Origin of the sequence: Planctomyces sp. SH-PL62 (genome assembly GCF_001610895.1) — a bacterium.
Classification (GTDB): Bacteria; Planctomycetota; Planctomycetia; order Isosphaerales; family Isosphaeraceae; genus Paludisphaera.
Genome location: NZ_CP011273.1, coordinates 1,174,161 through 1,195,004 on the forward strand (window position 1 = coordinate 1,174,161; position 20,844 = coordinate 1,195,004).

Annotated in this window: 21 protein-coding genes; 5 read left to right on the forward strand and 16 right to left on the reverse strand. The window is 68.7% G+C overall.

Annotation, left to right across the window (positions count from 1 at the left end):
- Window positions 1-65: 65 nt before the first annotated feature.
- The 3 genes from VT85_RS04545 to VT85_RS04555 form a co-directional block, all read right to left on the reverse strand.
- On the reverse strand, window positions 66-1,910 hold the full coding sequence (locus VT85_RS04545) for a cbb3-type cytochrome c oxidase subunit I (RefSeq protein WP_068411144.1): 1,845 nt from the start codon (window positions 1,908-1,910) through the stop codon (window positions 66-68).
- Entirely contained in the window at window positions 1,907-2,755 is an 849-nt protein-coding gene (locus tag VT85_RS04550; RefSeq protein WP_082858361.1) for a cytochrome c oxidase subunit II, read from the reverse strand. Before VT85_RS04550 ends, VT85_RS04545 begins: the two co-directional genes overlap by 4 nt.
- 147 nt (window positions 2,756-2,902) lie before the next feature.
- The gene (locus VT85_RS04555) at window positions 2,903-4,153 is read right to left on the reverse strand and encodes a c-type cytochrome (RefSeq protein WP_068411147.1); all 1,251 of its coding nucleotides are present in this window, start codon (window positions 4,151-4,153) and stop codon (window positions 2,903-2,905) included.
- A 420-nt stretch (window positions 4,154-4,573) separates the two neighbouring features.
- On the opposite strand from VT85_RS04555, the gene VT85_RS04565 reads away from it, so the two are divergent.
- Window positions 4,574-5,419, forward strand: coding sequence for a CPBP family intramembrane glutamic endopeptidase (locus VT85_RS04565; protein WP_068411154.1), 846 nt, complete (start codon window positions 4,574-4,576; stop codon window positions 5,417-5,419).
- 47 nt (window positions 5,420-5,466) lie between these two features.
- Window positions 5,467-6,378 (forward strand): metallophosphoesterase family protein, encoded by a 912-nt coding sequence (locus VT85_RS04570; protein ID WP_197491089.1) that lies wholly within the window; start codon window positions 5,467-5,469, stop codon window positions 6,376-6,378.
- Here the strand turns inward: VT85_RS04570 and VT85_RS04575 are convergent.
- The 13 genes from VT85_RS04575 to VT85_RS04635 form a co-directional block, all read right to left on the reverse strand.
- Window positions 6,366-6,941: a hypothetical protein gene (locus tag VT85_RS04575; protein WP_068411160.1), complete on the reverse strand. Its 576-nt coding sequence runs from the start codon at window positions 6,939-6,941 to the stop codon at window positions 6,366-6,368. The genes VT85_RS04570 and VT85_RS04575 overlap by 13 nt on opposite strands.
- A gap of 58 nt (window positions 6,942-6,999) precedes the next feature.
- The gene (locus VT85_RS04580; protein ID WP_068411163.1) at window positions 7,000-7,593 is read right to left on the reverse strand and encodes a hypothetical protein; all 594 of its coding nucleotides are present in this window, start codon (window positions 7,591-7,593) and stop codon (window positions 7,000-7,002) included.
- Entirely contained in the window at window positions 7,586-8,134 is a 549-nt protein-coding gene (locus tag VT85_RS04585; RefSeq protein WP_068411172.1) for an RNA polymerase sigma factor, read from the reverse strand. The genes VT85_RS04580 and VT85_RS04585 overlap by 8 nt, the downstream gene beginning before the upstream one ends.
- 560 nt (window positions 8,135-8,694) lie before the next feature.
- Window positions 8,695-9,096, reverse strand: a complete 402-nt coding sequence (locus VT85_RS04590; protein ID WP_068411175.1) for a hypothetical protein — start codon at window positions 9,094-9,096, stop codon at window positions 8,695-8,697.
- A 161-nt stretch (window positions 9,097-9,257) separates the two neighbouring features.
- On the reverse strand, window positions 9,258-9,701 hold the full coding sequence (gene atpC, locus VT85_RS04595) for an ATP synthase F1 subunit epsilon (RefSeq protein WP_068411179.1): 444 nt from the start codon (window positions 9,699-9,701) through the stop codon (window positions 9,258-9,260).
- 45 nt (window positions 9,702-9,746) lie between these two features.
- A complete protein-coding gene (gene atpD / locus VT85_RS04600) occupies window positions 9,747-11,186 on the reverse strand; it encodes a F0F1 ATP synthase subunit beta (RefSeq protein ID WP_068411182.1) in 1,440 nt (479 codons plus the stop codon).
- Between the two features lie 99 nt (window positions 11,187-11,285).
- Window positions 11,286-12,194 carry an ATP synthase F1 subunit gamma gene (atpG, locus tag VT85_RS04605; RefSeq protein ID WP_068411185.1) on the reverse strand — a complete coding sequence of 303 codons (909 nt, stop codon included), beginning with the start codon at window positions 12,192-12,194 and terminating at the stop codon, window positions 11,286-11,288.
- A 102-nt stretch (window positions 12,195-12,296) separates the two neighbouring features.
- Window positions 12,297-14,003, reverse strand: a complete 1,707-nt coding sequence (atpA, locus tag VT85_RS28950) for a F0F1 ATP synthase subunit alpha (RefSeq protein WP_068411190.1) — start codon at window positions 14,001-14,003, stop codon at window positions 12,297-12,299.
- Window positions 13,960-14,604 carry an ATP synthase F1 subunit delta gene (gene atpH / locus VT85_RS04615; RefSeq protein ID WP_068411194.1) on the reverse strand — a complete coding sequence of 215 codons (645 nt, stop codon included), beginning with the start codon at window positions 14,602-14,604 and terminating at the stop codon, window positions 13,960-13,962. The genes atpA and atpH overlap by 44 nt, the downstream gene beginning before the upstream one ends.
- On the reverse strand, window positions 14,601-15,302 hold the full coding sequence (gene atpF, locus VT85_RS04620) for a F0F1 ATP synthase subunit B (protein WP_068421373.1): 702 nt from the start codon (window positions 15,300-15,302) through the stop codon (window positions 14,601-14,603). Before atpF ends, atpH begins: the two co-directional genes overlap by 4 nt.
- A gap of 153 nt (window positions 15,303-15,455) precedes the next feature.
- Window positions 15,456-15,770, reverse strand: a complete 315-nt coding sequence (gene atpE / locus VT85_RS04625) for an ATP synthase F0 subunit C (RefSeq protein ID WP_068411198.1) — start codon at window positions 15,768-15,770, stop codon at window positions 15,456-15,458.
- A gap of 210 nt (window positions 15,771-15,980) precedes the next feature.
- Window positions 15,981-16,805 carry a F0F1 ATP synthase subunit A gene (atpB, locus tag VT85_RS04630; RefSeq protein WP_068421376.1) on the reverse strand — a complete coding sequence of 275 codons (825 nt, stop codon included), beginning with the start codon at window positions 16,803-16,805 and terminating at the stop codon, window positions 15,981-15,983.
- A gap of 64 nt (window positions 16,806-16,869) precedes the next feature.
- Window positions 16,870-17,193, reverse strand: a complete 324-nt coding sequence (locus VT85_RS04635; RefSeq protein WP_068411201.1) for an AtpZ/AtpI family protein — start codon at window positions 17,191-17,193, stop codon at window positions 16,870-16,872.
- A gap of 648 nt (window positions 17,194-17,841) precedes the next feature.
- On the opposite strand from VT85_RS04635, the gene VT85_RS04640 reads away from it, so the two are divergent.
- The 3 genes from VT85_RS04640 (at window position 17,842) to VT85_RS04650 (ending at window position 20,844) form a co-directional block, all read left to right on the forward strand.
- Window positions 17,842-18,927 carry a DUF4912 domain-containing protein gene (locus tag VT85_RS04640; RefSeq protein WP_068411204.1) on the forward strand — a complete coding sequence of 362 codons (1,086 nt, stop codon included), beginning with the start codon at window positions 17,842-17,844 and terminating at the stop codon, window positions 18,925-18,927.
- Between the two features lie 191 nt (window positions 18,928-19,118).
- A complete protein-coding gene (locus VT85_RS04645; protein WP_068411207.1) occupies window positions 19,119-19,901 on the forward strand; it encodes a UvrB/UvrC motif-containing protein in 783 nt (260 codons plus the stop codon).
- A 346-nt stretch (window positions 19,902-20,247) separates the two neighbouring features.
- A complete protein-coding gene (locus tag VT85_RS04650) occupies window positions 20,248-20,844 on the forward strand; it encodes a 5-formyltetrahydrofolate cyclo-ligase (protein WP_068411211.1) in 597 nt (198 codons plus the stop codon).

Here is a 20,844-nt window from a genome sequence, read left to right on the forward strand (position 1 = left end):
CCGCGAAGGGACTCCTGGAATCGAGCGGGCGGGGCCGGAACGAACGAAACGGGCCGGGGCGCACGTCACGCCATGACCGGGTCCAGCGTGATGTTCGGCGGCAGCGGCCGGGTCTGGGGGAGGAAGTCCTCCTCGTTCCCCGGGACGCTGTATTCGTAGGGGGCGTGGTACACCCTCGGCAGCGTCGCGAAATTATAGGGCGGGGGGGGCGACGTCGTCGTCCACTCCAGCGAGTTCGCCCGCCAGGGGTTCGGGCCCGCGACCGGGCCGGCGACCAGGCTGGCGAGGAAGTTCCAGGCGAACACGAGCTGGGAGAGCCCCAGCCCGAACGCGCTGATGGTCATGAACTGGTTCATCCAGACGACCCCGGGCGCCCTCAGAAACTCGTACACCGTCGGGTCGGCGATCCGCCGCATGTGGCCGTGCCAGCCGACGATGTGCATGAAGAAGAAGGTGCCGTTGAAGAACAGGAACGTCAGGAAGAAGTGGATCAGCCCCAGACGCTCGCTCATCATCCGGCCGAAGATCTTGGGGAACCAGTAGTAGATCCCGGCGAAGACCGCGAACGTGCTGCCGCCGAACAGGACGTAGTGGATGTGGCCGACGATGAAATACGTGTCGTGGATGTGGATGTCCACGGGGGTCGCCGCCATGAAGATCCCCGACAGCCCGCCGATGATGAACATCGAGACGAACGCCATCGCGTTGAGCATGGCCGTCGTGTACTGGATCCGCCCCCCCCACATCGTGCCGATCCAGTTGAAGACCTTGATGGCCGAGGGGAGCGCGATCATCATCGTCGAGAGCATGAACGTCGCCGCCAGCGCGGGATTCATGCCCGACTGGAACATGTGATGGCCCCAGACGATGAAGCCCAGGCCGGCGATCGCCGCCAGCGCCACCACCATCGGCTTGTAGCCGAACAGCGGCTTCCGCGAGAACGTCGAGATCACGTCCGACGCGATCCCCATCCCCGGCAGGATCATGATGTAGACCGCCGGGTGCGAGTAGAACCAGAACAGGTGCTGCCAGAGCAGGGGGGCACCGCCGCCGACCACCGCCGGCGCGTTCGCGATGGTCCCCCCCGCCGGCGAGAAGAAGTTCGTCCCCGCCAGCCGGTCCAGGGTCTGCATCACCAGTGCCGAGGTCAGGACCGGCAGCGCGAACGCCTGGAGCAGGGCCGTGATGAACAGCGACCAGACCGTCATCGGCATCCGGAACATCTTCATGCCCGGCGACCGCAGCATCACGATCGTCGTGATGTAGTTGATCGAGCCGGTCAGCGACGAGATCCCGGCGCACAACAGCGCCAGCAGCCAGTAGGTCTGGCCGTTGAGCGACCCCGGCGCCGCGTGGAAGCCGGTCGCCAGCGGCGGATAGCTCGTCCAGCCGGCCTCGGGCGCCCCGCCTTCGACGAAGAACGAGGCCGTGATCAGCGCGAAGCCCGGCCACATGATCCAGTAGGAGAACATGTTCAGCTTCGGGAACGCCATGTCCCGCGCGCCGATCATCAGCGGGATCAGGAAGTTGCCGAACGCCCCGGTCAAGAGCGGGATGATCACGAAGAAGATCATGATCGTCGCGTGCATCGTGAACAGCTTGTTGTAGAACTCCGGCGGCATCTGCCCCCCCAGCGCGGGGCTCGACCAGAGCCACTGCGAGAGGATCGGGATCGGCCTCCACGGCCAGGCGAGCTGCCAGCGGATCACCATCGCCAGCAGGCCGCCGACGAGGAAAGCGATCAGGCTGGAGAACAGGAACTGGATCCCGATCACCTTGTGGTCGGTCGAGAAGACGTACCGCGTCAGGAAGTTCGAGGGGACCGGATGGTGGACCTCCGCCCCGAAGCCCTCGGCCGGGTGGGGGGCCGTCGGGGGGTGGACGCCGGCCGTGGTCGGTTCCGCACTCATTTCTCGTCCCCTTCCGCTTCCGCTTCGTCCGCCCGATCCGGGGGCGGCGCCGCCTGGCTCCGGCCCTGCTCGGCGAGCTTGGCCGCCTGCCACGCCTGGAACTCCTCCTCGGTCTCGTGCACCACCACCTCGCCCCGCATCTTGTAGTGGCCCCAGCCGCAAAGCTCGGCGCAGGCCAGTTCATACCGGCCCGCACGGTCGCAGTCGAACCAGACGGGGATCGCCATGCCGGGGACCGCGTCCTGCTTCACCCGCATCTGCGGGAGGAAGAACGAGTGGATCACGTCGGCCGACTTCAGGTGGATGAGCGCCATCTGGTCCTTGACCAGGTGCAGGTCGTTGACGGTGAACAGGTCGTCCTCCGTCCCCAACCGGCCGTCGGGGCCGGGGTACTTGACGACCCACTGGAACTGGCGGGCGGTCACCTCGGCCAGGGCCGGGGTCCGCGGCGCCGCCGAGCGGAACTTGATGTTCGCCCAGGTCCCCATCTGGTAGAGCGCCAGGAAGACCAGGATGCCGGCCGGGATGATCGTCCAGATCACCTCCAGCCGCTGGCTGCCGTGGAAGTATTGCGCGGGGCGGACCGGCCGCCCGTCCTCGTCGAGCTTGTCGGCGTAGCGGAACTGCGCCCACACCAGGGCCGCCTGGGTGGCGATGAACACCGCCCCGGAGAGGACGAGGATGATGACGAACAGCGCGTCGATCTCGCGTCCGAACGTCGAGACGGAGTGGTACGGCTCCCCGGCGGGGTTGGGGAGCCACCAGTCGGCCGAGAACGGCGCGTAGGCGAACGCCCCCACGCTGAACACGCCCGCGAGTGCGAAGATCAGGCTCCAGTATCGCAAAAAAGGGGGCTCCCACGGTCGGGCGTCCCCGGTCGCCGCGGCAAGAGGCGGGCGACCCGGGCCGGTGACTCGGTCTCGATCAAGGTATCAGAATTCCGGCTTCCCCGTCGAAGCCGGCCGCTCGCTCGCTCGGCGTCGTCGTCGCGGTCACCGTCGGACCGCCGGGTCCTGGGAGTCGGCGTCGGCCGCCACCCCCCCGGCTCCGGTCCCGGTCTCGACAGGGGGCGCGGCCGGGGCGACGTCCACAAGCTCGGGTTGGTAGGGGAGGGCGAGCACGAAGTTGACGAGGTCCCAGATCTGGGCGTGGTCGATCCCCGGGTAGTGGGCGGGCATCTGGGCGCCGGTGATCCCCTTGGCGATCCGCCAGTAGAGGTCGATCGGCCGCCTCCCTCCCTTGTACACCGCCCGGGACAGGTCGGCCGGGCGGAGCGGGGTCCCCCACTCGTCGAGCTTCTGCTTCCACAGCTCCTGGGTCGGCTGGTCGAGCTTCGCCACCCGTTCGGGCATCTTGCTCGGGTCGCCGCCGAAGACGATCCGGTTGAAGACCTTCAGGTCCACGAAGCTGGGGCCGTCCCCCTTCCCCTTCGCCCCGTGGCAGCCGGCGCACTCGAGCTTCTCCTTGGTGCGGCCCAGGAACAGGTCGCGACCTCGCGCGACGCTCTCGGCCGAGGGGGGCGTGCGCGGGACCGGCGGGTCCACCACCTGGTCGTCCGCGTCGGCCCATTTGCCCAGGACCGACTGGACCAGCTCGTCGACCACGTCGGGCTCCAGGGCGTCCTCGTCCTCGTCGTCGGCGATGAAGCCTTCCTCGATGAGGGCCAGTTCGGTCTCGCCGCGGAGGCTGAGGAAGGTCGCGTAGTCGACCACCTGCTCGATCTCGGCCGGGGTCAGCAGGGCCTCGAACGCGGGCATCGACGTCCCGTGGAGGCCGTCGCGGATCGTCCGCCGGAGGTCTTCCCGGGCGGGCCGCGCGCCGTTGGGGGTCGAGGTGAACTTGAACAGGCCCCGGCGGAAGTCGCGGGGAGGGGGGAAGACGAACGCGGCCGTCGGCCCGTCCCCCGCGCCGGTCACGCCGTGGCAGTGGAGGCAGTGGCGGCGGTAGAGGGCGTAGCCGCCGGCGTGGGGGAGCTTCTTCGGCCCCTCCGACGTCTGCTCGTAATTCCCGAGCAGCATCCCGACCCGGCCCGACTCGTCCTTGGTCAGCGGTGCGTCTTCCGGGACGTGGATCTCCCGGGGCGACGGGCCGTAGAGCTTCGCCATCGCCTCGCGGGTCTTCTCCTGGATCTTCGGCTTGCCGGCGAGGTGGGCCTTGCCCTCGATCTCGCGGGTCATCGCCGGCTGCTCCTCGTAGACGATGGAGTCGGCGAGTTCCGCGTCCGAGCACCCGACCGCCGGCATCAGCAATATCGAAAGGCCAAGGCCGACCACGAAGCGCCGTCGCACGATCACGCCAACATCTCCCATCTACGCTCGGGGCAGGTCAAGAGAACGACTCGGCGGCGGCGTCGCGGGCCGCGACGATCCACGGGCGTTCGTCGTCGCCGTCGCGAACGCCACGCGCGGCATGGGCCGCCGTCGATTTGGGCTCGCCGTGGGCGAGCCTCGAACGGAGGCGGGGGTTGATGACGCGGAGGATTTTCGACCGCCCGCCGCGCCGTCGAGCTGGCACCTCATCTGTATGGTAAGGTTATCGTAGCCGCCTGTTGCACCGCCAGCAAGCCGAACGCCGATTTCGTCTGGTTCGACGAGTTCGAACGCTACGACTGTTCCGAACGAACGCGGCCCCGCCGCGCGGGCGCGGCCCGAGGGAGGGAAGATTTGAAGTCCATCAAAGACTTCCCGGACCTGGATCCGAAGTCGCGCTCCGCCGACGGCCGGCGAAAGCTGCGGCGGCTGATCTTCGTCGAGCCGATCGAGGACCCGACGCCGGGGTACTGGTCGACGACCCGCAAGCCGCTCCCGTCGCTCGTCCTGGTCGCGCCGATCGTCCTGGCCTACGAGTTCGGGGTGGTCTGGCTGGGGGGGAGTTCCGCCTCCGCCCTGCGGACGGGCGCCGACGCCTGGATGCGCCAGAGCCTGGCGGCGGCCGGGCTCACGGACCACTGGCTCCTCCCCCTGTCGCTCTTCCTGATCCTCCTGGGATGGCAGGCGTTCCAGCCCAAGGGCTGGAAGTTCTCGCCGATGGTGGTCGCCGGGATGATCTTCGAGAGCCTGGTCCTGGCGGTCGCCCTGGTGGGGGTGAGCCGCCTCGTGGACATGGGCTTCGACCTGATGGAGCGGACGAATCCACCCACCGTCTTGCTCCAGGTCCCCGGCTCGGCCGACGGCTCGGCGGCGCAGCTCGTGGGCTACCTGGGCGCCGGGGTCTACGAGGAAGCCTTGTTCCGGCTCCTGCTCGTCCCCTTCGTCTTCTATCTCCTGCGCGGCTTGCAGACGCCCCAGGTCCTCTCCAACGCGACGGCGGTCACGGGCTCGGCGCTCCTCTTCTCGCTGGCCCACCACGCGGGCAACCCGGGCGAGGCGTTCACCTGGTTCGCGTTCATCTTCCGCTGGATGGCCGGCGTCTTCTTCGCCTGGGTCTTCATCCTCCGGGGGTTCGGCATCGCGGTCGGGGCGCACACGGCGTACGATGTCCTGGTCGGTTGGGTCGGCTGGGACGGTTGACGTCCCGCCGCCCGAGGTCCCTCCGTCCTCATCGCTGGACTTCCGCGGTGCCCCCATTGCGACTCATCCACGCCTCCGACGTGCACGTCTGGAAGCACGAGTTCAACCCGATGCGGTTGATGAACAAACGGCTCGTCGGGATGGCCTCCCTGCTGCTGGGGCGGGCCCGCCGATTCCGCCTGGAACGGCTCGGCGAGGTCGTCGAGCGGATCAGGGCGAGGGACGCCGACCACCTCCTGATCACCGGCGACCTGACCACGACGGCCATGACCGCGGAGTTCCACCAGGCCCTGGAAGCCCTGGCCCCCTTGCTCGGCGACCCCTCCCGCGCGACGGTGATCCCCGGCAACCACGACCGCTACACCGGGATGGCCTTCCGGGAGAACCACTTCGAACGCGCGTTCGGCCGATTCATGGGCGCCCCACGGTTCCCCTGGATCAAGTTCGTCGCCGAGAAGACCGCCGTCCTCGGCCTGGACCCCACACGCGCCGCGCTTCACGCGAGGGGCCACCTGCCGCTCGCTCAGCTCGACGCCGCCCGCAAGCTCTGGGAGGAGCACCGGGGCTCGGTCGATCGCCTGATCGTCGCCTGCCATTACCCGACCGACGCCCCCCCCGCGCTGAGGCGTAAGCTCGACTCGAAGCGCCTGGACGACGCTCCCCGGCTGGCCGCCTGGCTGGCGACCCTCGGCCCCCACCTGTTCTGTTGCGGCCACGTCCACCACGCCTGGGCGTTCACCCCGCCCGACATCCCGGACCAGCTCTGCCTGAACGCCGGCGCGCCCCTGCTGCGCGACGAGACCGGGAAAAATCCCCCCGGCTTCCTGGAAATCGTCCTCGACGGCCCCGACGTGGACGTGATCCACCACGCCTGGACCGAGTCCGGCTGGACCGAGCGACGGATGGAACGCCGACCGGGATTCTTCGCGGTCCCCACCCGGCCGATTCAGTCCAACTGACGCGGCAGCGGCGGCGGGGCGAGGTACTTTCGGTAAGCTTCGATGTAGGGCGTGTCGAACTGGATCTGGGTGATCGAGTCCAGCGCCACGCGGCAACGTTTCCGATCCCATCGGCCGTCGGGGGCGAAGCCTCGCATGGCGACCTCGTGGACGTTCAGCCCCACGATCGGGCCGATCAGGAAATCGTCGTCCTCGGGATCGAAACGGCTCTCGCACTCGATCACCACGAATCGCCCGCCTCGACGGAGGTCGTCGAGGGCGGGGGCGATCCCTTCCAGCGAGACGTCCAGGTCCGTGCCGATCTGGTCCAGCATCCCTTCGCCCGCGAACACCTTCTCGGCGAAGCGGTCTACCGAGGTGCATCGGAGCCTCGCGACGTCCTGGAGCGGGAGCAGGAGGAGGCCGTCGAGCTGGAAGTCCCGAGTCTGATGCAGGAGGACGAGCCGCCGGCCCACCGCCAGGACGAACCCGGTGGCTTCCCAGCCGCCCGCCACCCGACGGGTCAGATGCACGTGGCGACGGGTTTCCGCCAGGCCCGCGAGTCGCTCGCGAAGTCGATTCATTCGGGTCGTCCGCCTTCGCGATGTACGACGGCCGCACTCGCGACCGCCCCACGCCGTCTCAAGAGTCCCTTCCCGAGCCGCGGGCACGTCCCGCCGCCCCCTCCGCTCCGATTATACGGGATTCCAGCCGGAGGAGTTGCTCCCGGACCGCCAGCTCGGCCTCCTCGATCCGCGCCTGGACCGAGCCGACGGCCGCCAGGACGAGGAATCCCAGGCCGACGACGAGCATCGGCGCGGCGGCGGCCTCCTTCCCGAGCGCGATCGCCGTCAGGCCGATCCCCACCAGCGCGGCGAGGGTGAACCCGAGCGCGATCCGCGACGCCGCGCGCCGTTCGCTCGCGATCCCCCCCCGCCGTCGAGCCAGGGCCCAGCCGGCGAAGGTCGCCCAGCCCAGGCCGAACAGGGCGAAGAGGCCGAGCAACCCCCGCACCGCCCTCGGGGTGGCGTCCGGCTCCGTCAGGCTCAACGAGCCCGCGACCAGGAACCCGATCAGGCCCGCCGCGGCGATGAGGACGTAGCGGGTCTTCCTCCCCAGGGGCCAATTTGAGCCGAGGCGAGCTTCGAGGATCGCCTGATAGCGCTCCCGCAGGGCCGGGTCGATCGGCTCGGAATCCAGGAACCCGGCGAGTCGGACGTCGTTGCGGTCAGCCATGAGGACCTCCTTCCGGGCCGATCGCGTCGCGAAGCGCGCGCTTGGCCCTGTAGAGTCGAGACTTGACCGTGCCCGGGGGAATCCCGAGCACCTCGGCCGTCTCGGCGATGCTGAGGTCGTTCAGGAAGTGCAGGGTCAGCACCTCGCGGTCCGGCAGCGGCAGCCGAGAAAGCCCGTGGTGGACCATCTCCGCGTCGTCGAAGCCGTCGGCGTCGTCCCCCGGGTCCGCCACGTCGCCGTCGAGCTGACGGGCGCGGGCGTACTCGCGGCGATGGTGGGTCATCACCGTGTTGCGTGCGACCTGATAAAGCCAGACCGGGAAACGCCGGGGGTCCCGCACCGTCGCGATCCCGCGCAGGACCTGGAGCCAGACCTCCTGCAAGAGTTGCCAGGTCTCCTCCTCGTCCGACACGAGCTTCCGGATGAAGACGAAGAGCCTGCGCTCCCATCCCCCGATCAATTCGTCGAACGCGGCCCGCTCCCCGCGCTGGCAGCGGACGACCAGCAGCTCGAGCACCACCTCGGTCTCGTCTCGATCCATGGTTCGGCTCCCCCTTGAACAACCTCGATCAAGGAGTCGGGGAAGCCCCCTGGTCGGTTCATCCGATCCCGAGTTTTCTTCCGGGCGTGCGTGGAGGAACGGGGCCGTACGAGAGCAGGGCTCGCTCGATCTCGGTTTCGTCTCCCATCATGAAAGCAGGGGGCGCTGCGCGCGGATGGGCGCCGATCCCGCAATCGGGGACGAGTTGATACGACGAACCGAAGGCTCGGTTCGGGAACTCAGGACGGCGGGGATTTGGGTCGGCGCTGCACGGAAATCGCCGAACGAAGCCAAAGTCGGAACAGTCGATCTGTGCGCAATCGCCTGTCTTGAAACGATTAACGTGCGATGGCTTCGATTTCAAGGGGCGCTGACGAAGCCAATCGCGAATGCTCCGCGGAGTCGAGGCGACGAGACGGTGAAATCCGCCGAACGAAGCCAATGCGATGAGCTGAGAAACGGTCGCAAGTGGTTTAGGAATCAAGACTTGGGAAGATCCGGGGTTGGGTTCGACCATTGCGATCGAACCCAATCCGGTGCGTGATCGGCGGGAGTCGCGGTCAGGCCTTTTCACCTTCGACCTCGGCGTCCTCGACCTCGTCGTCGTCCTCGAATTCCTCGTCGTCCTCATCCTCGTCGAGGTCGCCCTCGAAGGAGATGTCGGCGAGGTCGCCGAGGCGGTACTCCTTGCCCTTGATCGCGAGCGTGAGGTCCTCCATGGCGGGGATCTCTTCGTCGGTCACGTCTTCCCGCATGGCGAGGGCTTCCAGGCCGTCGATGGCCTTGTCGAGGGCCTCGGCGAACTCGTCGGCCGAGATCCCTTCGGCTTCCAGGACGTCTTCCTTGGCCAGGTAGACGATCTCGACCATTTCGTCGTCGTCATGGTCATGGCCGCAGCCGCAGTTGTCGTCGTGCTCGTGGGCCTGTTCGTTCTCAAGCTCGTCATGGTTCTGTTCGGTCACGGTGGTCGCTCCTGGGCGAAGCCCTCGCGTCCGTCGACATTCCCGGTCGGGGATTCGAGGACGTGGGATGGGTTGGAAGGATGAAAGGCAAAATCGGGACCGGACGAAGCGTCGGCGCATTCGTCGGGTCCCGAATTGGAGGGGGGTCGGTCGCGGGGACGTCAGGGCTTGTTGCTGATGTGGAGCATCGCGCGGAGCTGGGAGACGGCCTTGGACTTCTCGGCGACCTCGGCGTCGGTGACGGCGGGTCGCTTGAGGAGCTCGTCGAGGCGTTCGGCGGTGCCGTTGGTCTCGATCTTGGCGGCGGGGATCGCCCGGTTCGTCAGGACGGTGACGGTGTTCTCACGGACCTGGGCGAAGCCGCCGTCGACGAAATAGGATTCGGTCCCGCCGTCGACCTTGATCCGCAGCTCACCGTACCCCAGTCGGCCGAGCAGGGGGGACCGGCCGGGGAGGACGCCGAGCTCGCCGTCGTAGAGCGGCAGGGCGACGAAGTCCACGGTCTTGGCGAAGACGGTTTTCTCGGGGGTCACCACCTGGCAGACGAGGGGCCGGGACAGGAGTCCCGACCCTTCCGGGAGGGTGGTTTCGGTCTGGCTGGCCATGATTCGCGGGTTCCCCTGTCGGGCTGGGCTCGTTTACCGTTCCGGTCAGATCGCGCCCATCTTCTTGGCCTGTTCCTCGGCCTGCTCGATGGAGCCGACGTACATGAACGCCGATTCCGGCAGGTGGTCCCACTTGCCGTCGCAGATTTCCTTGAAGCTGCGGATGGTGTCCGGCAGCTTGGTGTACTCGCCCGGCTTGTTGAGGAAGACCTCGGCCACGAAGAACGGCTGCGAGAGGAACCGCTCGATGCGGCGGGCGCGGTGGACGATCAGCTTGTCGTCCTCGGACAGCTCGTCGACGCCGAGGATGGCGATGATGTCCCGCAGCTCCTTGTAGCGCTGGAGGATCTTCTGCACCCGCTGGGCGACGTCGTAGTGCTCCTGGCCGACGTACTGCGGGTCGAGGATGCGGGAGCTGGAGCCGAGCGGGTCGATGGCCGGGTAGATCCCCTTCTCGGAGATCGACCGCGACAGGACGATGAAGGCGTCCAGGAAGCCGAAGGTCGTCGCTGGGGCCGGGTCGGTGAGGTCGTCGGCCGGGACGTAGACGGCCTGCACCGAGGTGATGGCGCCCTTCTTGGTCGAGGTGATGCGCTCTTGCAGGGCGCCCATCTCGGTGGCCAAAGTCGGCTGGTAGCCCACGTTGGACGGCATCCGGCCCAGCAGCGCGGAGACCTCGGAGCCGGCCTGGCTGAACCGGAAGATGTTGTCGATGAACAGCAGGGTGTCGGCCCCGGTGGCGTCGCGGAACCACTCGGCCATGGTCAGGGCCGTCAGGGCGACGCGGAGGCGGGCGCCCGGGGGCTCGTTCATCTGGCCGAAGCACATGACCGTCGAGTCGATGACCGACTTGCCGGTGCTGCCGACCTTGGTCTCCTGCATTTCCAGCCAGAGGTCGTTCCCCTCGCGGGTCCGCTCGCCGACGCCGGCGAACACGGAGTAGCCGCTGTGGACCGACGCGATCCGGGAGATCATCTCCTGGAGGATGACGGTCTTGCCCAGCCCGGCCCCGCCGAAGAGGCCGATCTTGCCGCCGCGGACGAACGGCGTCAGCAGGTCGATGACCTTGATGCCGGTCTCGAACTGCTCGGTCTTGGGGGAGAGGTCGTCGAACGAGGGGGGATCGCGGTGGATCGGCCAGCTCTCGGTCGACGGGACCGGGCCGCGGCCGTCGATCGGCTGGCCCAGCAGGTTGAAGACCCGCCCCAGCGACTCCTTGCCGACCGGCACGCTCACCGGCGCGCCGGTGTCGACGACGGTCATGCCGCGGACCAGGCCGTCGGTCGACCCCAGAGCCACGCAGCGGACCCGGTTGCCGCCGAGGTGCTGCTGCACCTCGCCGGTCAGGTGGATCGGGGCGCCCTTCTGGTCGGAGTCGACGGTCAGGGCGTTGTAGATGTTCGGCAGGTCGCCCTCTTCGAACTCGGCGTCGAAGGTCGAGCCGATCACCTGGGCGATTCGTCCGGTCCTCGTAGCAGTCGCCATATCGCGGGATTCCTCGTCTTCAAGCGCCTGGGACGCGTGGATCTTCTTTGTGTGTCTGGGCCGGGGGGGGCGGGAGGGCGGGCGTGGGCCGCCCTCGGGTCATTTCAGGGCGGTCGCGGCCCCGACGATGTCGGCCAGGTCGCCGGTGATCTGGGACTGGCGGGCCCGGTTGTACTGCCGGGTGAGGTTCTTGGACAGCTCGTCGGCGTTCTGCGAGGCGCCCTTCATGGCCACCATGCGGGCGATCTGCTCGCTGACGGCCGCGTCGAGGAAGCACTTGAAGAGCCGGACCTTGAAGGAGACGGGGACCATCTCCTTGAGGATCCCCTCGGCGTCCGGCAGGAACTCGTAGGGCGTCCGCTCGCGACCGGGGCCGTCGGCCGCCGGGGCGTGGCCGTCGGGGGTCGGGTCGGCGTCGGCGGCGTCCACCTGGATCGGCAGCAAGGTCCGCACGACGGCCTCCTGCCGGGCCGTGTTGACGAACCGGGTGTAGGCGACGTCCATCCGGTCGATCTTCCCTTCCAGGAACATCGCCAGGTAACGCTCGGCCAGCTGCTCGACCTCGCCGAAGGCGGGCTTGTCCTCGAACTGCAGGTAACCGGCGCTGATCGGCAGCTTGCGATACTTCCAGAAGTTCTGGCCCCGCTTGCCGGAGATCTCGACGTCGATCGTCGAGCCCTCCGCCTGGAGGTCCTGGTAGTCCTTCAAGGCGGCCCGCAGGACGTTGCCGTTGTAGCCGCCGGCGAGCCCTCGATTGCTGGAGAGGACCAGGAGCAGGGAGTTGCGGACGGGGTCGCGCTTCTCGAACAGGGGGTGCGGGGTCGACGGCGACGACTCGCCGAGGTCGGCGGCCATCTCGGCGATCTTCTTGGTATACGCCTCGGCCTCGACCGCGCGGTCCATCGCCTTGCGGAACCGGGCCGTGGCGATCAGCTCCATCGTCCGGGTGATCTTCCGAATATTGTCGACCGCCTTGCGGCGTTTGATGATCGCGCGGGCCTTGGCCATCGTGGGGTCTCTCGGGATTCGCTCGGAAAGGCCCCGCCGCCGCGGGGGGCGGCGGCGGGGGCCTCGCTCAGTCGGTTGGCCCGATCGCTCGGGACGTCGGGGTCAGGACTTGGCCGCGACCGCGGCCGTCGCGGCGCCCTGGCCGGCGTGCCGGAACTGGGCCTTGAAGTCCTTGAGGGCCGCCTTGAGGCCGGCCAGGACCGAGTCGGTCAGCTTCTTCTCGCGGGTCAGGTCCTCGACGAGCGTGGACCGCGAGGCGTGGAGGAACTCCAGGAACTCGCGCTCGAACCGCTGGACCTCGCGGGCCGGGATGTCGTCCAGGGCCCCCTCGGCGCCGGCGAAGATGCTCATCACCTGGTCGATGGCCGAGAGCGGCTGATACTGGGGCTGCTTGAGCAGCTCGACCATGCGGTAGCCGCGGTCGAGCTGGGCCTGCGTCGCCTTGTCGAGGTCGGTGCCGAGTTGGGCGAAGGCCTCCAGCTCGCGGAAGGCCGCCAGGTCGAGCCGCAGGCCACCGGCGACCTTGCGGATCGCCGCGATCTGGGCCTTGCCGCCCACCCGCGAGACGCTGATGCCGACGTCGATGGCCGGCCGGACGCCCGCGAAGAAGAGGTCGGGCTGGAGGTAGATCTGGCCGTCCGTGATCGAGATCACGTTCGTCGGGATGTACGCCGAGACCTCGCCTTCCAGCGTCTCGATGATCGGCAGGGCCGTCATCGATCCCCCCGAGGTCGGGGTCTTGACGACCTTGTGACCCTGGGGATAGCTCGCCTTCAGCGCGTGCGCGGCCTCCTCGGCGCCGGGGACGCCGACGTAGACCTTCTTGTCGACCCCCGACTCCTCGGTCACGGCCTCGGGCTTAGTCGAATCGGGGACGATGACGTACCGATTCGCCAGCTTGGCCGACCGCTCCAGGAGGCGGGAGTGGGCGTAGAAGATGTCGCCCGGGTAGGCCTCGCGGCCCGGCGGGCGGCGGAGCAGGAGCGACACCTCGCGGTACGCCACGGCCTGCTTCGAAAGGTCGTCGTAGATGCAGAGGGTCGGCTTGCCCTGCTCGTACATGAAGTACTCGGCCATGGCGCAGCCGGCGTACGGGGCGATGTACTGGAGCGGGGCCGGATCGCTGGCGCCGGAGGCGACGACGATCGTGTAGTCCATGGCGCCGTGGCGGCGGAGGATGTCGACCAGCCCGGCGGTCGTCGACTCCTTCTGCGCGATCGCCACGTACACGCAGATGACGCCGGTCCCCTTCTGGTTGAGGATCGTGTCGATCGCGATGGCCGTCTTGCCGGTCTTGCGGTCGCCGATGATGAGCTGGCGCTGGCCGCGGCCGATCGGGATCATGGCGTCGATGGCCTTGATGCCGGTCTGCAGCGGCTCGTCGACCGGCTGGCGGTCGGCGATGCCGGCCGCCGGCGACTCGATCGCGCGGCTCAGGCTGGTGACGATCGGGCCGGCGTTGTCGAGCGGCTCGCCCAGCGGGTTGACCACGCGGCCGATCATGGCGTCGCCGACGGGCACCCGGAGGAGCTGGCCGGTCGCCACGACCTCGTCGCCTTCCTCGATCTGGGTGTACTCGCCCAGGACGATGACGCCCACCGACGCCTCTTCCAGGTTGAGCGCGATCCCCTTGGCGCCGTTCTTGAACGCGACCATCTCGCCGGCCATGACGCCCGAGAGGCCGTGCACCCGCGCGATGCCGTCGCCGACCTCGAGCACCGTGCCGACCTCGGACCGGGTGACCTCGGGCGCGAACTGCTCGATTTCACGCTGAATGACTGAACTGATCTCTTCGCTTCTGAATTTCATGCGTCTTTCCTTCGATCAGCCGCTGGCGTATCTGTTCAAGACGGTTGCGCACCGAGGCGTCGAAAACCACGTCGCCGATCTGGACGACGAGGCCGCCGATGAGTTCGGGGTCGGTGACGACGTGGAACACGGGCGTCCCCGGGGTGATGCCGGCGACCTTCTTGCGGAGCGCCTCCATCTGGCCTTCGTCGAGCGGGGCGGCGGCCCGGACCCGGACGGCCACGCGGCCGCTCTGGCGGTCCCACTGCCGGCGCAGCTCCTCGGCGACGGCGGCGATCAGGTCGAGGCGGCCGTGCCGGTTGAGGACGCGGAGGAAGCGGGAGGTCACGTCGGCGACCCGGCCGTCGAGCAGTTCCCGGAGGATCCGGTCCTTCTCGGCGGTCGGCACCTGCGGGGAGGCCAGGACCTCGGCGAACCGGGGGTTGGCGGCGAGCACCTCGTCGCGGATCGCGTCCAGGTCGGCGAGGGCGGCGTCGACCTCGTCGGACTTGCCCGCCGCGCCGAGGAGGGCCCCGGCGTAGGAGCGCGCGGCCTCCGCGTCGCCCGCGTCCAGGGGCCGCCGCGACTTCGTCCGGGGGGCCTTGGGGGCTGGGTTCGTCATACCGGGGTGCCTCCGGACTTCGCGCCCTCGGGCAATTCGCGGATGGCGTCGTCGAGCAGGCGGCGGCGGTCGTCGTCGCCCAGGTCCCTGGCGAGGACGCGGCCGGCGACCGTCACGGCGACGTCGGCGGTCCGGGTCCAGATCTCGGACAGGGCCTGGTCGCGGGCCGTGGCGATGTCGCGCTGGGCGCGGTCGCGGGCGGCGTCGGCGTCGGCCTGGGCCGTACGAAGCAGCTCGCCGGCCCGGGTCTGGGCGTCGCGCTGGGCCTTGTAGAGGAGGTCGCGGACCTTGTCGTCGGTCTCGGCCATGAGCTTGCGGTGTTCGGCCAGGAGTTCCTCGGCGTCGTTGCGCGCCTTCTCCGACTGGAGCAGGCAGTGCTCGAGGTGCTCCTCGCGGCGGTGGAGGGCCTGGAGCAGGGGGCCCCAGGCGAACTTGCCGAGGACGAACAGCAGGCCGAGGAAGACGACGAGCGTCCAGACCGCCAGGCCGGGCTGGACCTCCATCGGGTCGGACTTGCCGCCGTGCTCGCCGTGGGCGTCAACCGCCTCGGGGCCGTCGGCCGCCGGGGCCGCGTGGGCCGCCGCGACCGTGGCGGCCGCCGGAGCTTCCTCGAAGGCGCGGGCGGCGGTCGGGACGGAGACGGCCAGGGCCAGCGCGACGAGTCCGGACCCCAGGGCGGACTTTGAGATGCGGAGCATGAATGGGTTCTCGCGTTTGCGGGGCGGGATCGTGCGGTCGTCGGACGGGACCACGCGGCGCCGGGCCCGGCCCTCGACCCGATCGAAGTCGGGACGCGGGCCGGGCCGGGGGGGACGCGACGCCCGAAGGCGCCGACGTCCCTCGGGGCCGGCTCAGACGATGATCTGCAGCAGCAGGGCGAAGAACGTGACGCCTTCGATGAGCGCGGCGGCGATGATCATGGCCGTCTGGATGTTGCCGGCGATCTCCGGCTGGCGGGCCATGCTCTCGACGGCCGCGCGGGCCAGCAGGCCGATGCCCAGGCCGGCGCCCACGATCACGAGGCCGGCGCCGATCGGCTTGAGGTCGACCGGGGCCACGACGGCGGTCCCGCCGACCGGGACGGCGACGGCGTCCTGGGCGAAGGAGGCGCCCTGGCTCATGAGCAGCAAAGCGAACGCGAACAGTCCGGACTTGATCAGTTTCATCAGACCCTCTGGAGACTAAATGGTGACGACTGCGACGAGCAGGGGGACGCGACGAGGCTTCCCGACGCCCCGTCCCGGCGGGGGCCGGCGTCGGACGCCCCCCTCGCCGGTGTTTTCATCATCAAGGCAACGCGGACGGATCGAACCTCGGTCGTTCGCCGGGGCGGCCGCGACGCGCCGCGAACCGAACCCCCGCCGCCCCTCGGACGGTCAGTGCGGGTGCACCGCCGAGCCGATGAAGAGCGCCGAGAGGAACGTGAAGATGTAGGCCTGGAGGAACGCCACGAACAGTTCCAGCAGGCTCAGCGTGATGACGCCGAGGATGCTGGCCGGCATGACGAAGTAGAAGATCGGCCCCTTGGCCATCAGGATGAAGCCCAGGATCACCGCCAGCACCACGTGGCCCGCGAACATGTTGGCGAACAGTCGCACGGCCAGCACGATGTGCTTGATCAGGAGGCCCACCACCTCGATGACGAACATGAGCGGCCAGAGGAAGTAGTTCAGGGGCCAGGGGACGTCGATGTGGGGGACCAGGCCGGTCAGGTAGCCCGACACCCCCATCTCGCGAACGCCCGCGGAGACCACGGTCGCCAGGGTCATCACCGCGAGCACCGCCGTCACGTTGATGTTCCCGGTCGGCGAGGCGAATCCGGGGATCATCCCCAGCAGGTTGTTGAACAGGACGAAGAAGAAGGCCGTCCACAGGTAGGGGAGGAACCGGTCGGCCCCGTGGCCGCCGATCGCCGGCCGGGCGACGTCGTCCCGGATGTACAGCAGGAGCGCTTCGAAGGCGTTGAAGAAGCCGCCCCGGCTCACCGCCTGCCGCCGGATGTGCCGCACCACCGGGATCAGGATGACCACCGCCAGGACAGCCGCGATCAGCTCCATGACCATGAACCGGGTGATCTGCGTGGATTCGAAACCCAGCGGGTTCGGCAGCCGGATCTCCATCTGGTGGGAGGGCGGGTTCCACCAGGGGAATTCCAGGGTCGGATGGTCGACCACATGGCCGAGGGGGTCGTGTGCTGCCATGACGGGGAATTCGCTCTTCAAATGAACCGACCCGGGGAGGGCGTCTCGCGACGTCGACCGGGGCTTAACCGTTGGCTTGATCCGCGTCGCCGCCCGATCGCGGGCGTCGTCGCCTTTCCTCGGCCCGCTCGATCTCGGCGGGCAGGCGGAGCACGTGCAGCATCCCGATCGCCAGGCCGAGCACCGCCCCCCCGGCGGTGAGCCAGGGGGCCGTCCCCAGCCAGCGGTCGAGGCCGCGGCCGAGTACGGCGGGGAGCGCGAACTCCAGCCCGATCGTCGTCACCCGCGACCCCCATTCGAGGCCGACGGACACCCCCGATCGCGAATCCCGGTCCCGCTCCACGGCCGCCTCCAGCTCATCGACGCGGGGCGTCGGATGCCGGGCCACGTCCGCTTCCAGGCGAGGGCTCGCGGGCGAGCCGGACCGCCGGACGCAGGGGATGGACCGAGGTCCTCGTCGAGACGATGCGTCGCACGCCCGTACCATTAAGCAGTCCCGCCGACCTCCTGTCAACAGCCCAGGAACCCGGTTCGCGAAATTTTTCACAAAGTCCGGCGGCCGGTCCGGAGCCCGGGTTTCGGACGCCGGCCGCGGCCCGGGCCGCGCGCGGATCCGGACGGGTCGAAACGTGTCGAAGCGTCGGTCGTCGCCGTCCCGCGGCGAAATCGGAATTGACAGGGTTTGTGTCAATGTGGTATCCCGATGTCAGCGAGCACCGAAATGGTCGGCGTAACGCATGTTGCCCGCGAGCCCCGGTTCAACGATGGGGGTACCAGCGATGACGTCGCAGTGGCGTGGACGAGAAAATTCCGGCTGAGGACAACGGTCTCGACCTTTGATGGGTCGACGGCCGTTTTTTTTTGCCCCTCGCTCCCCGCATGCGATCGCCCCGGCCCGTTGCGTCTTGAAGTCGACTACCCTCGTCCGGGACACAGGGAGTTTTCCGGATCGGTCCACTCACGGAAGAATCACGCAACCCGTCAACACATCGCGGCCGAGCCCCCGGGCGGGGCCAAGGTGTTGGAGTGGCTCCGTATGACCATCGACGCGCTGAAGGACTGTAACAAGAAGCACCTCTCGCAAATGGCCAAGGAGCGGGGCATCGCGGGATGGCACGCGATGCGGAAGGACCAGTTGATCCGTGCGCTCTCCTCGATCCGGCCGGCCACGCCGCCCCGGGCCAAGAAGGAACGTCCCGCCCCCCGGGCGTTGAAGAACGTCAAGCGACCCGCCGCCCCCCCGACCCCGGCCGCCGACGCCGCCGCTTGTCGGACGTTGTCGACCCCCTCGGCCGCGCCCGCCCTGCACACGCTGGACCACGCCTCGCAGAAGGATCGGATCATCGTCCTCGCCCGCGATCCGTACTGGCTCCACGCCCACTGGGAGTTGAGCCGCACGACGCTCGCCCGCGCCCAGGCCGCTCTCGGTCAGGAGTGGCACAGCGCCCAGCCGATCCTCCGCCTGATGGACGTCACCAGCGAGGACACCACCAATGCGGCCGAGAGGCCGATCCGTGACATCCCGATCCACGGCGGGGTCAACAACTGGTACGTCGACGTCTCCAAGCCGCCTCGTTCGTATCGGATCGACGTCGGCTACCTCTCGCGTCGGGGCAAGTTCTACGTCCTGGCGAGGTCCAACAACGTCACCACTCCCAAGGCCGGCGCGACCGACGTCCTCGAGGAGAACTGGGCCAGCGTCCAGCAGCAGTTCGAGCGGGTCCAGAACCCCTCGACGATCAACGCCAATCGGCCGGTTTCGATCGACCTCAACGACCTGTTCGACGAGCGTCTCCGCCGTCCCCTCTCCAGCGTCTCGATGCAGAACCTCTCGCTCGGGGCGCTTCCCGGCCTGGGGCGTAACTTCCACTTCGAGATCGACGCCGAGTTGATCGTCTACGGCACGACGGAGCCCAACGCCCAGGTCACCCTTCAGGGCGAGACGGTCCAGCTCCGTCCCGACGGAACCTTCACCGTCCGCTTCAGCCTGCCAGACTCGCGGCAGATCATCCCGGCGGTCGCCGCCAGCGCCGACGGCGTCGAGGAGCGGACGATCGTCCTGGCCGTCGAGCGGAACACCAAGGAACTGGAGCCGATGATCCACGACAGCAACGAATTGTGATCTTCGATCGGCCGCCCCGGCGCGGCCGGAATGGGACTTCGACCGCCCTCGGGCGTCGCCGCGAAAGGGCGACGCCCGAGGGCGGTCCCCTGCGCGAGGTTGCCGCCGGCGGGGGACGAAAGTAAAGTGGAGGCGAAGGCGGGCCGCGGCGTCGGCGCGTTCGACGGCCCGGATCCGGCTCGGAGGGTATCTTGAGTCTCGACATCGGCAACGTGCTGTCCGGGTGGGACTTCCAGCCCGACGACCTCCAGGTCCGCCTGATCGCCGGCGACGACGGCCGCGAGAAGATCCAGATGCGCGTCGACCTGGGCGTCCTCCAGATGGAATGCGAGGGCCGTCCCGACGGCCGCCGCCCCCACGGCGTCGAATCCCTGCTCGAGTATCACGAGGCCCGTCGCCAGGAGGCCATCGAGGCCGGCGAGGAGTTCGCGCTCCACGCCGTCGAATGCGCGGCGTTGATGCGCGAGGGGTTGCAGTATTACCACCGCTACCTGTCGGCGTTCCATCTCCAGTTGTACGACATGGTCGCCCGCGACACCGAGCGCAACCTGCGCCTCTTCGCGTTCGTCTCCAGGCACGCCGCCCGCAACCGCGACAGGATCGAGTTCGATCAGTACCGTCCCTACGTCACCATGATGCTCACCCGCGCCCTGGCCATCAAGGAGATGGGACGGGGAGACTTGCCGGCGGCCCTCGAGCGGATCGACGAAGGGGTGCGGCGGATCCGCGAGTTCCTCCTGGAATACCGCCAGGACGATCGCGAGACCGAGTGCTCCGAGCTGAACTTCCTGCTCCGCTGGCGGGCCGACGTGAGCCGCGAGCGGCCGACGGGCCCCCTCGAAGTCCTGGAGCACCGGCTCCAGGAGGCCGTCGCCCGGGAGAGCTACGAGGAGGCCGGACGGCTCCGCGATCAGATCGCCCAGATCAAGGCCGCCGAGCCGTCAGAGCCCTCCGAACGTCGCGGGCCGGCTTGATCTCGAGACCGCGGACGCGGGGGAAGCGTGCGGCCCTGGGTTTCACTTGATTTCCGGGGGCCTTGGGCTAAGATGGGTTCGTTCGGTTTCGGCCGGACGAAGCCTCTGCCATGTTCGATACGGGGCGTTACTTTTGGCGAACCAACGTTTAACCCGTAGGGATCCCATATCGGTCTCTTGAAGCTCGTCTTCTCGAAGGCCTGCGGCTCCCACCTGAACTGCGGGTTCTCAAAAGCGCCTCAACGGCATTGCGGTGGAGGTTCATCGGCCCGTGTCGCCTCATCTCGGTGGGGAGTCACGGGCTCTTTCCGTTTCGGGTCGGCCCCACCTTCTTCGTTCCGAGGCCATGCCTACGACGCCCGTCAAAAAGCAGCTGCGGACGGCGACGATCGCCTCGATCCTGGAACTCGACGAGGCCTCTCGTCGGGAGCAGGAGGGGCGGATGGCCGCGCGACTTCTGGAACTGCCGAGCTACGACCAGGCCGGTACGGTCCTGCTCTACATCAAGGCGTTCCCCGAGGAGATCGAGATCGCGCCGGTGCTCGCCCACGCCCTGGAAAGCGGCAAGCGCGTGGTCTGCCCCCGGGTGGACCGTCGCGCCGGGCTGGTCCTGCATGAGATCCGGGACCTGGCGCGCGACCTTCGCCCGGGGATGCTGAACATCCCCGAGCCGCATCTCGACTCCCCGACGGTCGCCCCCGACGCGGTGGACTGGGCGCTCGCCCCCGGGGTGGCGTTCGACGCCGCTTGCAATCGCCTGGGCCGGGGCGCGGGGCATTACGACCGGCTTCTTCCCAGGCTGCGGGACGACGTCGAGGTCTGGGCGATGGCCTTCGACCGGCAGATCCTCGTCGGCCTGCCGGTCGAGCCCCACGACGTCCCCTTGAGGGGCGTCATCACCCCGTCGCGGCGTTTCGATCGAGCGCCTCGCGACCGGAAGTGA

Coding starts and splice junctions, on each gene's coding strand:
- atpF (WP_068421373.1), bottom strand. CDS start 15,302: ATGCTCCGCATCTCAAAGTCCGCCCTGGGGTCCGGACTCGTCGCGCTG.
- atpB (WP_068421376.1), bottom strand. CDS start 16,805: ATGGCAGCACACGACCCCCTCGGCCATGTGGTCGACCATCCGACCCTG.
- VT85_RS04650 (WP_068411211.1), top strand. CDS start 20,248: ATGCCTACGACGCCCGTCAAAAAGCAGCTGCGGACGGCGACGATCGCC.
- VT85_RS04640 (WP_068411204.1), top strand. CDS start 17,842: ATGACCATCGACGCGCTGAAGGACTGTAACAAGAAGCACCTCTCGCAA.
- atpC (WP_068411179.1), bottom strand. CDS start 9,701: ATGGCCAGCCAGACCGAAACCACCCTCCCGGAAGGGTCGGGACTCCTG.
- VT85_RS04545 (WP_068411144.1), bottom strand. CDS start 1,910: ATGAGTGCGGAACCGACCACGGCCGGCGTCCACCCCCCGACGGCCCCC.
- atpE (WP_068411198.1), bottom strand. CDS start 15,770: ATGAAACTGATCAAGTCCGGACTGTTCGCGTTCGCTTTGCTGCTCATG.
- VT85_RS04575 (WP_068411160.1), bottom strand. CDS start 6,941: ATGAATCGACTTCGCGAGCGACTCGCGGGCCTGGCGGAAACCCGTCGC.
- atpH (WP_068411194.1), bottom strand. CDS start 14,604: ATGACGAACCCAGCCCCCAAGGCCCCCCGGACGAAGTCGCGGCGGCCC.
- VT85_RS04555 (WP_068411147.1), bottom strand. CDS start 4,153: ATGCCGGCGGTCGGGTGCTCGGACGCGGAACTCGCCGACTCCATCGTC.
- VT85_RS04585 (WP_068411172.1), bottom strand. CDS start 8,134: ATGGATCGAGACGAGACCGAGGTGGTGCTCGAGCTGCTGGTCGTCCGC.
- VT85_RS04580 (WP_068411163.1), bottom strand. CDS start 7,593: ATGGCTGACCGCAACGACGTCCGACTCGCCGGGTTCCTGGATTCCGAG.
- atpA (WP_068411190.1), bottom strand. CDS start 14,003: ATGAAATTCAGAAGCGAAGAGATCAGTTCAGTCATTCAGCGTGAAATC.
- atpG (WP_068411185.1), bottom strand. CDS start 12,194: ATGGCCAAGGCCCGCGCGATCATCAAACGCCGCAAGGCGGTCGACAAT.
- atpD (WP_068411182.1), bottom strand. CDS start 11,186: ATGGCGACTGCTACGAGGACCGGACGAATCGCCCAGGTGATCGGCTCG.